Below are 14,817 nucleotides of genomic sequence, written 5' to 3'. Positions count from 1 at the left end.
GTTATCGGGCCGATCTGCCGTGAACGCTCGGAATAGTTTTAGACGGCATATTCAGGCCAATATATCGAAAAGTATATGAACTATTTTATATTAATACGATTAACAATAATACTATACACTGCCGCCACCACATACACACCAATTATACGGTCAAGATAGTCAGTACCAACCTGTACTAAGAAGACAGAAAGGGTTTGATTCAAACCCAATCCATGAAGTACTTGAACGATTGTACTTGATCCAGAAGAAGTAATGCCATGAAACAAAATAACCGTGATAATTGAGCTCACAATAGTAGCTGGGACAGATATAATAGCTGCTGACCACCAAATATTCTTCACATCAGTAGCACTTATTTTTCTGTATACGAAACCAGCCATCAGCGCAGTCACGATTTGACTAGGCATAAAATAAATTGAAAAAAGATCCCCTGTAACCCCATTGACTAATGCGGTGAAAACGCCCACTATTAGGCCGCCAATTGGTCCAAAAAATGCCGCACCTAATAATGTACCGATTGTATCTAAATAAACTGGTAATTTTGCTAACAAAGCAACGTGCCCGCCAATAATGTTGATAACAATAAATAGCGCAATAAGTGTTATTCGTTGAGTGGAAATTTTTCTCATGATAACACCTCAAGGTCTGTGGCAATAGTAGTTAATTCTGTTAATACATTTGATGAGGATAAATTCAATAAGCGAGCTATTATTTCTGCCATGACATGCAACGAATCAACTTCCGTTAGAATAACTGCGTTAGCCTCTTTTTTCCAAAAATTAGCTATATCCACAATGCTTTGTCCCAATGCTTTACCTTCTGTGACTACTGTGACATATTTACTTATGCCACTGGTGTATTCAGGGTAAAGTGCATGGATTATGACCAGCGGATCATTGATGACTGCACCCAGAACGTGTTCCTGTGACCAGTGAAAATCAAAATAAAATTGAATTATTTTGTTAATAAACATTGTTTTGTCAGGATTTAAACGTTGCATTAACGATAAAATATTTGGTGTTAACAATATTTTTCTCGTTACATCAAGCGGTACAATTTCAGCTACAACAGGGCTGTTTTGCAAAACATATTCTGCTGCATCTGGATCAACCCAGAAATTATATTCGGCCACTGGGGATGTATTACCATTGGATTGATAAGCACCGCCCATGATAATTAGGCGAGACATGTTTCCCCATACTTTAGGTGTTCTTTCCATTGCCAAAGCAATATTAGTCAACGGCCCGAGCGCCAAGACCCAAACATCCTCATTATCTGAAAGCAACTTTTCATAGGCTGATGAAGCCTTAAGGTCACTCACAGAAATTTTAGGCGAAGAGATGTTGCTTTCGCCAAGTCCATCTAAGCCGTGCGTATCCTGAGCACTAATATATTCATGTTTCAATGGCAAGGAAGCACCTTCAAAAACAGGAATATCAGGTTTCCCAGCCTCTTCAAGAACTTTAAGGGCATTCTGCACACCTATTTCAGTAGGCACATTTCCTTCTACGATAGTGATTCCAATAACATCTAATTCTGGAGAATTTAGCGCAACAAGAAGTGCTAAACTATCATCTATTCCAGGATCTGTGTCGATAATAACTTTTTGCATTTCATCTTTCCTTTCGTTCACATGCGAATCATATTATCAAAATACTCATCACATTTGGTTTTTTATTCTGGGATTTTCCGAACCAGTCCGGCACAATTGCCGATTTTGATAAATGCTTTTTAAGTGTACCAATTTTATGTTAACGCGCTCGGTACAAAATTGCTAATGCGCCTACGCCTGTGTGAGTAGAAATAATTGGTGTTGTATTTAAAACTGGAATTTCAATATCAGGCCAAATTGCTTTTAAGCGTGCTGCAATTTGAGCTGCTTCCTCTGGAATTCCTGCGTGAGAAATACCAATCGACAATACTTCCTTATACTCTTGCATCTTAGCAATAACATTATTGTTAAATTTAGCAATAGTCTTCATACCTCTACCTTTGAGAAGCACTTCAACGGTACCATCATTTTTTGTTACGCCAGCACCTACTTTTATATTAAGTAAATTACCGATAATTCCTTGTGTTTTACTCAAGCGACCACCGGCAACCATATTTGTCAAAGAAGTAAAGCTCAAAAAGATATGCGATTCATCCCGAGCTTTCTCAACCGCTGGTAAAATTTCAGCCATCGTAGCCCCTTGGGAGGCCATTTTCGCCGCTTGTAAGACAACAAATGCTTGCGCACGGTCAGCTGCTAATGTGTCAAATGTTGTAATCTTAGCACTTGTCAATGCAGCTGCTTGTTCAGCAGCGCGAACAGTTCCCGACAGCCCTGATGATAAATGAAGACTTAAAATTTCGGAATCTGGAAATTTCTGATGAATATCATCATAAACAGCTTGAAAGGTGCCGATTGATGGCTGCGATGTTTGAGGAAGACTCTTACTTTCAATCATCTTTTCAAGAAATTCATCGCGCTGAATAGTGACACCATCTTCATAGACTGTACCATCGATTTGTACTGATAGTGGCACAATTTTGATATCATATTTGGTAATTTCTTCTGGAGTTAATGCTACAGCTGAATCTGTAACGATTTTAATATTTGACATATTCTTTCCTTATATGCGTTCGTAGCGTTCGATAACGAATGCGTAATCGTGATCATCATCTTTCGCATGTGGTTCACTGGACTTTAGTTGAAATTTTGTTAAATCCACCTCATCAACAAAAGTATCACCATCAATCACACCGTCAACTCGCGTTATAATTAAATCTGTTGCATAAGGCATAAACTCACGGTAAACCGCTGCACCACCAGCAATCGTAATATCTCGCTGTTCCTTAGCCATCAAATGCTTGGCTTCTTCAATGGAATGAATAACTTTTACTTCTGGATAACTCGATGTCCAGTCCTCTTGCCTAGTCATAACTACAGTTGTTCGTTTAGGCAATGGCCGCCCAATACTAAGCCACGTTGGACGCCCCATAATCATTAAGGTATTCACCGTTTCATCTCTAAATAGCTTAAGGTCATCAGGCATATGCCAAGGTATACCACCATCTTTTCCAATTGCATGTTGACGATCTTCAGCCCATACCATTTTAATTTTGGTCATTTACGTACTCCTTTGCAAACTTTTCAAGTGCGTCGTGATCATTTAAAACATCACCAACAACGACAGCATACTCAATTTCTTTAAGCACACGCCCCAATAAAGGCCCAGGTGCTAAAATACCAGAACGGATCAATTCACCACCACTAATCTTAATATCGGCGGCTTTTGTAATCGGTAACATCTCTATTATATGACTTATTCTTTCAATTGTCTCGGGCTGACTATCGGTTAGCGCCAAAACTTCAAGCAATTCTTTCTGATAAGCTAAAACTTGATATATATCAAATACAGTTGACTTCTCTGGATTTTGTACAATAGGAACAATTGCGCTGACCGTTTTCATTACGTTACGACTCATTTTCCAATCGTACATAAATTGACGACGTTTCGTGTCATCAAATTGCGCTCTTGACAATACATGTGTCCAAGCCACGGCGTAATTTGTAGCCTGGCCTTTATTTAAATCAACTATAATGTTTGACCAATCTTCAATGTGCGGACCTGGTAAATAATTCATGACATGATCGCGTAGAGCCATTTCTAAACTTTGCGATGCTTGACTACCTAACAATAGTTTTTCAAATTCAACTCGAATTCGTTCGACAGCGATTTTAGCCAAGTTCGGTGCCAAATCTACCAATGCTTTTTGGGTGTCAGCTTCAATATTAAAACCAAGTTGGGCGCTAAATCTCAGGGCCCGCATCATTCTCAGGGCATCTTCTGTGAAACGTTTTTCAGCATCCCCAACGGCTCGAATAACGCCTTTTTTCATGTCCTCTAGGCCATTAAAGAGATCCAATATCTCACCGTCGTGCCGCATTGCCAAAGCATTAATTGTGAAATCACGCCTTTTAAGATCCTCTTCGAGGCTACGTACAAAAGTGACACGATCAGGTCGCCTAAAATCCGTGTAAGTTGACTCGACACGAAAAGTCGTAATTTCATATCCTGTTCCATGGTCCAAAACCATCACTGTCCCGTGTTGAATGCCTGTATCCACAGTATTATGAAACAATGATTTAACTTCTTCTGGAAAAGCGCTACTTGCGATATCAACATCATGAATCGTTTTTCCAAGCAAAGTATCACGTACCGAACCACCAACAAAATAAGCTTCAAATCCAGCATCTTCTAACTTTGTTAATATTGGTTGCGCTTCTATAAATTCTTGAGGTAATTGTGTAATTTTCATATGAGTCTATTTTACCAAAATAGCGGCAATTGCGTATCTTTAATATTTTGCATTTTCTAATCGCATTTGCATATCAGCATCATCTGGTTCGATGTTTAAATATCTGACCATCATGTCAATCTCACCTTCACGTTCACCTTCTTCATGATACCAATCAATAATATCACGCAAAAATGAAGCATTTTCTTGGAAAAACGGTAAAGCCATTTCCCAATATTTAGTAGCTTGGTCTTCCTTGCTTTCCTGATAATAGGCGCGCGCCAAATGCCAATAAAATTCAGGATCAATAACATCTTCTTGAATATGTTTCTCTAACAACTGAATGTCTGCTTCAAATTCTCGTTGCTTTAATAGCAAAGCAGACAAAACAATTATTGACGGTATATCTGTATCATCTAAAGCTAAAGCATTTTGATAATATGCTTTAGCTTTAGCATTATCTCCAAGTTTTTCTGCCGCCAGCCCAGCTAAACGGTATAATACTGTGTTGGTCTCATCTTGAGCTAACCCTTCTTGATAAACTCGGTAAGCATCCTCAAGTTGTTGTTCTTGCTCGTACGCTTGTCCCAATATCGGATAAATAGACGTATATTTTGGGTCCACTTCCAATACACCATTAAACAAATCAATCGCTTCTTGGATTCGTTTGTTTTCTTGATACAAAACTGCTAGTTGGAATCGTGTATCTAATGTCATCTGTTCTGGTTTAATTTGTTCTAAATAACCAACTGCATGCTCATAATTGCCTACTTGAGCGTACGCCATACCAATCCGCGCTACAATATCAACTCGACTAATTTCTCGTTTGCCTTTTTTCAGCAACGCACGATAGCGTGGAATCGCCTTGGGGTAACTTTGATTAGCGTAATAAAATTCAGCTAAGGCAAATTGAATCACGTCTTCATCTGGGGATATTTTTTCTGCCTGCAATAGACTGTGTTCTGCGGATTCTGTTAATCCCTCAGACTGATAGACGTCTGCCTTAACGAGTAAAGCCTGTAAGTATGAAGGCGAATCAGGCTTAATTTGCGCTAAATAGTCTTGTGCTTCATCAATCTCACCGTCTTCAATCGCAATATCAGCTAATGCCGTACGAAGTTCATCCTCATCGGGGTATTTTTCTAATAATTTTTTATAGGCACGACGTGACTGATTCAAAAACCCAAGAGCATATAGCTCCTCTGCTAAACTATAAATTAAATCATCACTATCTTTTCGTAATGATTGTGCAAAAAACTTTTTTGCATCATCTAGTTGCCCACTTGAAAGAGCATCAAGCATTTGTTGCGCATAGTTTGTTTCCATAATAACCTCGTTTTTAATCAGTAATTGTAAACATTTGTTCCGTTTGTAGATCTGAAATCGCATTTAAATCTACTGTCACGCCAATGCCGTACTTCCTTGGCACTGACATAATCCCATTATTCACAAGCAAACGTTCCTCAATAATATCACGTTCAAAATAACGCCTGCTATCCGAAATATCTCCTGGGAAAGCAATTTCAGGTAAACTACTCATTGCTATATCGACGCTTCTACCTAAACCACTAGTTAGCATGCCACCAATCCATGGCTTATCAACAAGTTGGATGGCCGTCAAAGCGTTGGAAATACCACCAATTTTGCCCTGCTTAACTGTCAAAGCTTTCGCCGAACGACATTTCAACATCGTAGCAACATCGCTAAGATTATTAATTGATTCGTCTAAACTAATGATTTTATTTGTATGGGCTTGGAGTACCGCATGCTGTACAAAATCATTTTCCCCAAGTGGTTGTTCAATGAAACCAACATTTTCAGGTAACCTGTTAATTTGTGCCATATTTTCATCTGTAAAGCTACTGTTTGCATCAATTGAAAATTGTTGTTCAGGATATTTGTTTAGTAGTCGGTTCAAATTTTCAAAGTCAACTAAATGAGCATCAATTTTAAGCTTAATTCTCTGATATCCTTGCGTTAATGCTTCATCAATACTATCTGCCATACCGACAGCGATTCCGACTGGAACTGTTGTCCCTTGGCCATGAATCATTTGTTGTAGAGATTGATGCGTTAATTTACCAATCGCGTCCCAAACAGCCATTTCTAAACCTGCCTTAGCAAATGAAGCAAATGGCATCAGTTGATTCAAACGCTTCGAAAATGATTGTGGATTACTAAAAGAAAATCTTCGAATCTGTGGTAGCAATACTGTTTTTAAAATTTCTCGACTGACATATTGATTTTCAGGTGCATACGAGAAGTCTGCAAACGACTGTACTTCACCATGACCTACAGCTATTTCACCACTATCTTCGTTCAATAGTTCGATGGTGACAATAGTTAATGGCCGTTCACTAATGGTGTGATGCGCCGTTTTAAAGGCTTGCAACATAGTCAGTGCAATAGGTATTAAAGTTATCTTTTTAATTCGATACATCAAGTACCTCAATAAATGCTGCTGGTTGCTCAAAATGCGTATTATGTCCAGCATTGGGTACAATACTTATTTTGGCATTTGGCAGTAAGTTTGTCATTTCTTCGGCAATAAGGTTAAATTTAATATCTCGTTCACCTACAATAACTTGTGTGGGTGTATGTAATGATTTCAAACAAGGCCAATAGTTTGGTTGCACACCACTGCCCATATAACGGAGTGAGTTCGCAACGTTGATTGGATTCTGATTCATCCGTTGTTGATGCATAAACTTTTTTTGCTCTGGACTAACATGTTGTTGTGTAGCAAATAGTGGCATCTGCTCCCAGTCCGTAACAAATTTTTCAAAGTGTTGCTGGATTTTTTCAGCCTTTTCGTAATCAGAAACACACCGTTCATGACGTTCTTGAGCAGTTTTCAATCCAGCAGTTGTGCTCTCTAAGTATAATCGCTGAACCAACTCACTGTGCACCGTGGTAAAGCCTAAAGCTAATCGACCGCCCATCGAGTAGCCCAGTAGGTTAATATTTTTCCAGTGCAACTGATTCAATATAGTCGCTAAATCTTGTATTTGATGAGCCATTTCAAATCTGGTAACTTCAACCGACGTTGTATGACCACCAAACCCCAGTAAGTCCAAAGTCAATACTTGCCCTGGTAAATGATCAATAATATGATTAAAATCACAATGAGACCCCATAAAGCCATGCAATAATAGCCACTTTTGATTTTCATCATTATTTTTCGTCAGGTAGGCCTGATAAGGATAATTGTTGACGTTAATAATCATTTGAGCATCTCCAATACGTCACGATGGTCATCTCTATTCCGCTGGCGATCACTTTTATATTCAATCAGTCTCGTCTTTTTTGAAGGAGTCTGTAAAATTTGGCTTAATGCTTCTGGAACACTCAATTGATGATAGTCTATATCATATAAATCAGCAATCTTTTTCATGTCAATATTTAATGGGGTGCCAAATAATTGTTCAAAATACTTTGGTGCGCCGGCCTGCGGTAGAAATGAGAAAATGCCCCCACCGTTGTTATTAATTACGATAATATCTAACGGTAACTGATAGTTTTTAGCCATCATTAAACCATTCATATCATGAAATAACGTCAAATCACCTGTCAACAAAATACTCCGCTGCTTAACCACTGCGCTCATGCCCAATGCACTCGATATCACGCCATCAATACCATTAGCTCCACGGTTTGCATAAATACGCTGCGTATGGTTGCCAGTAAAAAAATTATCCATGTCACGTATTGGCATGCTGTTAGCTACAAAAATATGCGTATCATCTGGAACAGCATCGTCCAAAGCGGTTATAATATTCATTTCGTTACGGGTTTTTGTTACTTTAGGCAAAGACAGCCACTTTTGATTAAAATCAATCTGATTTTTAAACAGCGTCAAATGCATGTTTTCCAGGAAATCATTTGGCGACATCTTAATTGCTCGTGCAATATGCCTTGTATGATCTACACCAGCATCTTCATCAACATGCCAAGTTAAAATTTTTTCCTCTTTTAGCCACTGTAATACACGTGCAGACACTGGCGTCTTACCAAATCGAACAACTAAATCAGGCTTTAGATCAGCATTAATCTTGTGTGCCTGAAGTAAAACATCTATGCCATGAATTGTATATGTGTGTCTACTTTGACTCAGCACATCGGCAATGACAGGTACATTATTTTTAATAGCAAAATTTTTCAAACTATCATCATAACTATCCAAAACATTTGGACCAGCCAATATTAATAATCTTTTTGCCGTTATTGGTGGTAAATGATATTGCACGGTTTGCTGCTCAAAAACTACTCGTTGAACATGCACCTCATCTTGGCGAGCTAATCCAGGCATTAACGGCTTACGAAGTGGCAAATTAATTTGAATAGGGCCACGTGGTGCAGTAATAGATAAGTTAACCACCTTTTGTACCATGAAATCAATATACTCTGTCACATCGCTGTGCATATCTTGCAAACGTATTAAAACTGCCTGTTTTGTTAATTGACCAAACAAGTTACTTTGCGGTATGGTCTGTGGCGCTCCATTGAACTGCAATTCTTGGGGTCGATCAGTTGATAGTACGACTAATGGTATGTTTGCAGCATACGCCTCAGCCACTGCTGGCATATACTCTGCAATTGCAGTGCCAGATGTTCCTAGCAGGGCAACAGGTTCCAAAAGTGTTTTGGCGATTCCAAGAGCAAAAAATCCAGCTGAGCGTTCATCAACGTCAACAAATAATTTAATTTCATTATTCTGTTCTGCATATTCTGCTAAAAGTAAGGCTATCGGTGTACTTCTGGATCCAGGAGACACAATAAAATGTCGAATGCCACTTTCAAATAGTGCCTGAAGTAAGTGCTTTGTATTAAAAGTTAGTGTATCCGTCATTTGATAGTTCCTCCAGTAACTCAAGCATTGGTTGAAACTTTAAAGTTGTTTCGTGATATTCTTGTTGGCTATCTGAATCAGCGACAATACCTGCGCCTGCAAACAGACGAGCATTTTGGCTGTTAACATACATTGATCTAATACCAACAACAAATTCTCCGAAATTATTTTTTGTAAAATATCCTATTGGGGATGCGAATAAGCCTCGGGGATGCAATTCATAATTACGAATATATGCCAAAGCTTCTTTTCTTGGTAAACCGCCCAGAGCCGGGGTTGGATGCAATTTTTGGACAACATTTTTAATAGAAATGTTGTCAGCTAATGTGCCTTGGATTGGCGTATAAAGATGTTGCACCTGCTTATTTTTCAACAAGAAAGGCTTACTTGGCACATGCAGTTGCTTAGTTAAACTATCCAATTGCTGAACAATATTATCCACAACATAACGATGCTCTTGATTGTTTTTTTCGCTATTCAATAGCTCTTTACCCAGTTTAACATCTTCTAGGCCAATCTGTCCGCGACGAATTGTACCGGCCACAGCTGCTGTTTCTACTTGATTATCATTTATTTTAACTAGTCGCTCTGGTGTGGCAGTTATAAATAATTCAGTATCCCTTTTGAGGGCCACATGATAAACATTTTGCTGTTTTTGCAGTGCTGGTATGACTTCAGAAAGAACCAATTTTGATGATAATGTTACTTGCTGTTGCCGACTAAAAACCACCTTTTTTAAACTTCGATTAACGCTCAACTCATTAATTAAATTCTCCACCCTTATTTGCCAATCAGCCTCAGCACTTTCATCGATAATTTTCGGTGCTTGTGGTTCTTTTAATTGACTAAGCTGCATTAAATAATTGTCAATAGCTGTAGTACTAGATAGTAATTGATTATTTTGCAATAAAACTAAAAATTCAGGCTCAAACCAAAAACCCTTCATAATTCCTGCTTCTGATTGATCATCAAAAGAGCTGGCACCAAAAACAATCGAATCTGTTTTATCTGGCATTTTTGACCATATTTTTTTTTGTCCAAATGCGTACATTGTGCTTTTTTTATCACTAGTTTCAAAGAATGCAGCAACTTGAACATTATCTAACATTTGATTTAATAAACTGCGATCTATCGACCTTAGCGTGCGTCGATATCGTATCAATTCGTCTATGATTACCATTTCACATGTGCCTTTAACATATAAAAAGCAACAGATGTTGATCTGTCGCTTTTACTTTAGTTGTTGCGCAGGCGCCTAGCGGCCTGCCAGACATTGCCTACTTCAAAATTTTTATTTAATATCACACCATTTTCAATACCCGCAAGTACAAATGCTTTTGCATCCGCTACAGCATCCGTAACACTGGACGTTACGATGTTGGCCGCAATGCTGGATGAAAAAGTACAGCCTGCCCCGTTGTTCATGGGTATATTTGACATCACTTTTTCCTGTTCAAATATCGTGTAGTGGTTATTGTGAAACAGAAGATCAAATGTTTGATTACCAGCGAGTCGCGCGCCACTTTTAACTACAACACTCTTGACTCCAAAACTACCAATAACTTTTGCCGCAGCTTTCATGTCGTCTAGACTTTTAATCGTTAAGCCAGATAATAATTGTGCCTCATCAAGATTTGGAGTTACGACCGTGGCTAATGGTAATAACTGATTTTTTATTGCTTGTACCAAAAAATAAGTATTTGTACTATCCGTTTCTTTGAACACCATCACGGGATCAACAATAACAGGTACTTCGACATTTTTTAAATACTCAACAACTAAGTCAATAATATCAACTGTGGGTAATAGGCCAACTTTAATCGCAGCAATATCATCTAATGCTAACGTTGAATCAAGTTGTGCTTGAATAATTTTTAAATCAGTTGGATAAATTTTAAAATTGTCGTTTGTTACGGTCACAATACCTGTGATCACACTTAACCCAAAGTATCCAAATTCATTAAATGTAGCTAAATCAGCTTGAATCCCACCACCTGAAAGTGAATCAGATCCAGCAATTGTTAGTAACTTCTTAACCATTATTGATCAGCCGATGCCGTAAAACTAATATTCTGTCCATCGTCTGTAATTTGCGTCACAACGGCATCATTCCCACCTGATGTAATGTTCCATGAATAAGTACGTCTGTTTTCTTTAGCCCATGCAATAGCTTCACTAATCTTTTTGCCCTTCAATTGTGCTGAATCAGCGACACTACTTGAACTACTTGAAGATGATGAACTTGAGCTACTTGAAGATGACGACGAACTTGATTCACTTGACGATGACTCAGAATCACTTGATTCACTTTCATCCGAAGAACTGCTATCTTCAGAAGTTGAATCAGAATTTTCTTCGATTGTACTGTTTGTACTGGTTTTCTGTTCAATTGGTGTGGTTGTTTTTTGTGCTGTTGAATAATTCATGTAGATGAAAATACTCAACGCTACAACAATTAAAATTACAAGCACGATAAAAAAATTACGTACTGGATGTCTTTTTTTATAAAATTGTGGTCGTTTATAATTATTATAATCTGCCATATTAACCTCTAATCACTAACTATTATACCAAATAAAGTGATAAATTTCCCACCATATATATGGTATGATTAATTTTACGAGATATTGCGAGGTTTTGACGATGGAAACAACTAATCTAGAACGTATTTCTATTAAAGACTTAATTATGATTGCAATTGGTACGGGAATGTATGGTTGGGGGTTGATTAATGTTAACATTCCTAATGACCTAGCCGAAGGTGGCATTTCCGGTATCACACTAATTTTGCGTGCACTTTTTAAGTGGAATCCTGCTTATACTAACTTACTACTTAATGTCCCTTTACTTTTTATTGGCTATCGTATTTTAGGGCGTCGTGCACTGATTTACACTATTTGGGGCATTGCATCTCTATCATTTTGGCTTTGGTTGTGGCAAGTTGTTCCTACTCCTCCTGCACTTCATCATGATATGCTGATTGCTGGAATAATTGCCGGGATAGTTGCCGGATTTGGTTTAGGTATTGTATTCCGCTTTGGTGGCACATCAGGTGGCAGTGACGTTGTCGCTCGTATTGTAGAGCAAAAATTCAGCATTCCTATTGGACGGACAATGTTTATCCTAGATGCCTGTGTTTTACTGTTATCACTTGTTTATATTGATATTGTTCACATGATGTACACACTGATTGCTTCATTTGTATTTTCGCAGGTTGTTAACATGACGCAACGAGGTGCTTATGATGCAAGGTCTTTTATGATCTTTACACAATACCCAGAAGAAATGTCACATGCGATTATGGATGAACTTGATCGTGGTACTAGTTTGCTTAAAGCCGAAGGAGGCTACTCTCATCGAGATCAACGTGTTGTTTATGCTGTGGTTGACCCTTCAGAAGTCAGCACAGTCCGACGCATTGTTGATCAGGTTGATCCCAAAGCTTTTGTTTCCATATTTACAACGCAAGAACAGCTTGGCGAAGGCTTTTCTTATCTTCGTCCCAAAAAATCAATATTCAAATTAAAATAAAAGCCACAATATAAAATTGTGGCTTTTATTTTTTGACTGTTTCTTTCTTCTCATCATCTTTTGGTGTTGTACCATCAGCTAATGTCTTTTCAGTGGGTTTATCCCAAGTTACAAAGTCGCAATCGGGATATCTTTGGCAACCATAAAACGTTCGTCCACGTTTAGTTTTCCGCTGAACAATTTGTCCTTTATGGCACTTTGGACATAACAAACCTATTTCCTGAACAATTGCTTTTGTATTACGACAATCGGGAAAACGTGCACAGGCATAAAACTTGCCATAACGCCCCATTTTAACTAGCATGGGCGCACCACAGACCTCGCAATCGATCCCTGCCAATTCATCATGCATAATAATTTTTTCAAGAGATGTCTCGGCTTTCTCGACTTCCTTTTGAAAGGGTTTAAAGAATGAATCAATGACTGGTACCCAGTGTTTATTACCGGTTTCAACCTCATCTAGCTCATGTTCAACCGCAGCCGTGAACTTCATGTTTGTCACATCAGGAAAACTTTCTTCGACAATCGTTTGAACAATTTCTCCCAGTTCAGTGGGCACAAACTTACGCGCATCAACACGAACATAGTTCCGCCGTTGGATCGTATCTAAAGTTGGGGCGTAAGTTGATGGACGCCCTACGCCATTTTCCTCTAAGGCTTTAATTAGCGTTGCTTCAGAATAGCGTGCTGGTGGCAAAGTAAAGTGTTGTTCAGGATCTGTATTCGCCAAACTCACCTTGTCTCCTTCGCTCAACGAAGGCAGAACATTATCTTTCTTTTTTGCTGTTGGATACGCCTTTGTAAATCCTTCAAAATTGGTTTTAGAACCATTAGCTCTGAAGATAACACCGTTTTGTTCAATTGTCACAGCCATTGTATCTAAAATTTCTGGTGTCATTTGGCTAGCAACAAATCGGGACCAAATCAAAGAATATAGCTTAAATTGATCAGGAGTTAGTTTATCTTTGATAGAATCTGGCGTCCGATTGACATCAGAAGGTCGTATGGCCTCATGGGCATCCTGAGCTCCCTCCTGTAGCTTTCCTTGCACTGGCTTATGTTGTGAGTATTCTTCACCCCATGTATCGTGAATGAATTGTGCCGCAGCATTTTTTGCAACAGATGAAATACGCGTCGAATCTGTACGCATATAAGTAATTAATCCGACTTGGCCTAATCCTTTGCCCAGATTAATACCTTCATATAGCTGTTGTGCAGCCATCATTGTTTTACGCGTTCTAAATTTTAACTGCGTATTGGCTGTTTGCTGCATTGTTGACGTTGTAAACGGTGGTTGAGGCTGACGCTTGCGTTGCTTTGTATCTACCTTAACAATGTCAAAATCGCCGTCTTTGTTAATCCGTTTCAACACATCTTGCACACTGTCATTATCTGGCAATGGCTGCTTTTTTCCATCAAATCCGTAGAATACTGATTTGAATTTGGTGCGATTCTTTTTAAACATAGAATCCAGCGTCCAATATTCTTCTGGTTGAAAAGCCTGTATCTCACGTTCACGCGCAATGATCAAACCTAAGGCCACAGACTGCACGCGGCCAGCCGACAACCCACGCTTCACGGTTTTCCAAAGAATAGGTGATATTGAATAACCTACTAATCGATCAAGAATGCGACGTGCTTGCTGTGCATCAACAAGATCTTGATTAATAATACGCGGTGTTTTAAAGGAATTTTTAATCGTATCCTTTGTGATTTCATTGAAAACAACTCGATTAGGTTGTTCAGGATTCAAATCCAAAATATGCTGCAAATGCCAAGCTATTGCTTCTCCTTCACGATCCGGATCGGAAGCCAGATAAACGGCTTTTGCAGCTTTTGCTTCCTTGCGTAATCCCTTAATAACATCGCCTTTTCCGCGAATATTAATATACTTGGGATCATAATCATTTTCGACATCAACACCTAGTGTGGATTTAGGCAGATCCCGTATATGGCCAAGGCTAGCAACTACTTTATAGTTGCGACCTAAATACTTTTCAATTGTTTTTGCTTTCGATGGGCTTTCAACAATAACTAAATTTTTTTTGATTTTAGATTTCTTTCGTGGTGCTGCTTTTTTCTTTTTTGTTGCTGTTTTGGTTTCTGCCAAAGTAAATTTCCTCGCGATCTTTTATATTTAAATATAGTATTTT

14 protein-coding genes are annotated in these 14,817 nt (G+C 38.5%); 1 reads left to right on the top strand and 13 read right to left on the bottom strand.

The genetic code is table 11. The features are described from left to right. Positions 1 to 80: 80 nt before the first annotated feature. The 12 genes from A6B45_RS03730 to A6B45_RS03675 form a co-directional block, all read right to left on the bottom strand. A complete protein-coding gene (locus tag A6B45_RS03730; protein WP_072613404.1) occupies positions 81 to 629 on the bottom strand; it encodes an ECF transporter S component in 549 nt (182 codons plus the stop codon). After that, a complete protein-coding gene (locus tag A6B45_RS03725; RefSeq protein WP_072613403.1) occupies positions 626 to 1,612 on the bottom strand; it encodes a nucleoside hydrolase in 987 nt (328 codons plus the stop codon). The genes A6B45_RS03730 and A6B45_RS03725 overlap by 4 nt, the downstream gene beginning before the upstream one ends. Before the next feature lie 139 nt (positions 1,613 to 1,751). Then, complete coding sequence (locus A6B45_RS03720) at positions 1,752 to 2,606, bottom strand: DegV family protein (RefSeq protein ID WP_004164228.1); 855 nt, start codon at positions 2,604 to 2,606, stop codon at positions 1,752 to 1,754. Positions 2,607 to 2,615: 9 nt separating this feature from the next. Beyond that, positions 2,616 to 3,113, bottom strand: coding sequence for a dihydrofolate reductase (locus A6B45_RS03715; protein WP_072613402.1), 498 nt, complete (start codon positions 3,111 to 3,113; stop codon positions 2,616 to 2,618). Next, positions 3,100 to 4,305 (bottom strand): CCA tRNA nucleotidyltransferase, encoded by a 1,206-nt coding sequence (locus tag A6B45_RS03710; protein ID WP_072613401.1) that lies wholly within the window; start codon positions 4,303 to 4,305, stop codon positions 3,100 to 3,102. Before A6B45_RS03710 ends, A6B45_RS03715 begins: the two co-directional genes overlap by 14 nt. Positions 4,306 to 4,344: 39 nt before the next feature. Further along, positions 4,345 to 5,610 carry a tetratricopeptide repeat protein gene (locus A6B45_RS03705; protein WP_072613400.1) on the bottom strand — a complete coding sequence of 422 codons (1,266 nt, stop codon included), beginning with the start codon at positions 5,608 to 5,610 and terminating at the stop codon, positions 4,345 to 4,347. Positions 5,611 to 5,623: 13 nt separating this feature from the next. Continuing rightward, positions 5,624 to 6,724: an o-succinylbenzoate synthase gene (gene menC / locus A6B45_RS03700; protein ID WP_072613399.1), complete on the bottom strand. Its 1,101-nt coding sequence runs from the start codon at positions 6,722 to 6,724 to the stop codon at positions 5,624 to 5,626. Then, positions 6,711 to 7,511: a 2-succinyl-6-hydroxy-2,4-cyclohexadiene-1-carboxylate synthase gene (gene menH / locus A6B45_RS03695; RefSeq protein WP_072613398.1), complete on the bottom strand. Its 801-nt coding sequence runs from the start codon at positions 7,509 to 7,511 to the stop codon at positions 6,711 to 6,713. The genes menC and menH overlap by 14 nt, the downstream gene beginning before the upstream one ends. Further along, positions 7,508 to 9,133, bottom strand: coding sequence for a 2-succinyl-5-enolpyruvyl-6-hydroxy-3-cyclohexene-1-carboxylic-acid synthase (gene menD, locus A6B45_RS03690; protein ID WP_072613397.1), 1,626 nt, complete (start codon positions 9,131 to 9,133; stop codon positions 7,508 to 7,510). Before menD ends, menH begins: the two co-directional genes overlap by 4 nt. Further along, entirely contained in the window at positions 9,111 to 10,313 is a 1,203-nt protein-coding gene (locus tag A6B45_RS03685) for an isochorismate synthase (protein ID WP_227005786.1), read from the bottom strand. The genes menD and A6B45_RS03685 overlap by 23 nt, the downstream gene beginning before the upstream one ends. Positions 10,314 to 10,369: 56 nt before the next feature. Further along, complete coding sequence (locus A6B45_RS03680) at positions 10,370 to 11,173, bottom strand: bifunctional hydroxymethylpyrimidine kinase/phosphomethylpyrimidine kinase (RefSeq protein ID WP_072613396.1); 804 nt, start codon at positions 11,171 to 11,173, stop codon at positions 10,370 to 10,372. Then, the gene (locus A6B45_RS03675) at positions 11,173 to 11,676 is read right to left on the bottom strand and encodes a hypothetical protein (protein ID WP_072613395.1); all 504 of its coding nucleotides are present in this window, start codon (positions 11,674 to 11,676) and stop codon (positions 11,173 to 11,175) included. The genes A6B45_RS03680 and A6B45_RS03675 overlap by 1 nt, the downstream gene beginning before the upstream one ends. 100 nt (positions 11,677 to 11,776) lie before the next feature. On the opposite strand from A6B45_RS03675, the gene A6B45_RS03670 reads away from it, so the two are divergent. After that, positions 11,777 to 12,664, top strand: a complete 888-nt coding sequence (locus tag A6B45_RS03670) for a YitT family protein (RefSeq protein WP_072613394.1) — start codon at positions 11,777 to 11,779, stop codon at positions 12,662 to 12,664. A gap of 25 nt (positions 12,665 to 12,689) precedes the next feature. Here the strand turns inward: A6B45_RS03670 and topA are convergent, their stop codons facing one another. Further along, a complete protein-coding gene (topA, locus tag A6B45_RS03665; RefSeq protein WP_072613393.1) occupies positions 12,690 to 14,774 on the bottom strand; it encodes a type I DNA topoisomerase in 2,085 nt (694 codons plus the stop codon). Positions 14,775 to 14,817: the final 43 nt, after the last annotated feature.

The sequence above is a fragment of the Leuconostoc suionicum genome, from assembly GCF_001891125.1.
GTDB classification, from domain to species: Bacteria; Bacillota; Bacilli; order Lactobacillales; family Lactobacillaceae; genus Leuconostoc; species Leuconostoc suionicum.
This window is presented reverse-complemented; position numbering and strand designations above follow the sequence as displayed.

Excerpts from the sequence above, each read along its gene's own strand:
- menC (WP_072613399.1), bottom strand. The coding sequence starts at position 6,724 with ATGTATCGAATTAAAAAGATAACTTTAATACCTATTGCACTGACTATG.
- A6B45_RS03720 (WP_004164228.1), bottom strand. The coding sequence starts at position 2,606 with ATGTCAAATATTAAAATCGTTACAGATTCAGCTGTAGCATTAACTCCA.
- menH (WP_072613398.1), bottom strand. The coding sequence starts at position 7,511 with ATGATTATTAACGTCAACAATTATCCTTATCAGGCCTACCTGACGAAA.
- A6B45_RS03680 (WP_072613396.1), bottom strand. The coding sequence starts at position 11,173 with ATGGTTAAGAAGTTACTAACAATTGCTGGATCTGATTCACTTTCAGGT.
- A6B45_RS03705 (WP_072613400.1), bottom strand. The coding sequence starts at position 5,610 with ATGGAAACAAACTATGCGCAACAAATGCTTGATGCTCTTTCAAGTGGG.
- menD (WP_072613397.1), bottom strand. The coding sequence starts at position 9,133 with ATGACGGATACACTAACTTTTAATACAAAGCACTTACTTCAGGCACTA.
- A6B45_RS03730 (WP_072613404.1), bottom strand. The coding sequence starts at position 629 with ATGAGAAAAATTTCCACTCAACGAATAACACTTATTGCGCTATTTATT.
- A6B45_RS03675 (WP_072613395.1), bottom strand. The coding sequence starts at position 11,676 with ATGGCAGATTATAATAATTATAAACGACCACAATTTTATAAAAAAAGA.
- A6B45_RS03685 (WP_227005786.1), bottom strand. The coding sequence starts at position 10,313 with ATGGTAATCATAGACGAATTGATACGATATCGACGCACGCTAAGGTCG.
- A6B45_RS03710 (WP_072613401.1), bottom strand. The coding sequence starts at position 4,305 with ATGAAAATTACACAATTACCTCAAGAATTTATAGAAGCGCAACCAATA.
- A6B45_RS03670 (WP_072613394.1), top strand. The coding sequence starts at position 11,777 with ATGGAAACAACTAATCTAGAACGTATTTCTATTAAAGACTTAATTATG.
- A6B45_RS03715 (WP_072613402.1), bottom strand. The coding sequence starts at position 3,113 with ATGACCAAAATTAAAATGGTATGGGCTGAAGATCGTCAACATGCAATT.
- A6B45_RS03725 (WP_072613403.1), bottom strand. The coding sequence starts at position 1,612 with ATGCAAAAAGTTATTATCGACACAGATCCTGGAATAGATGATAGTTTA.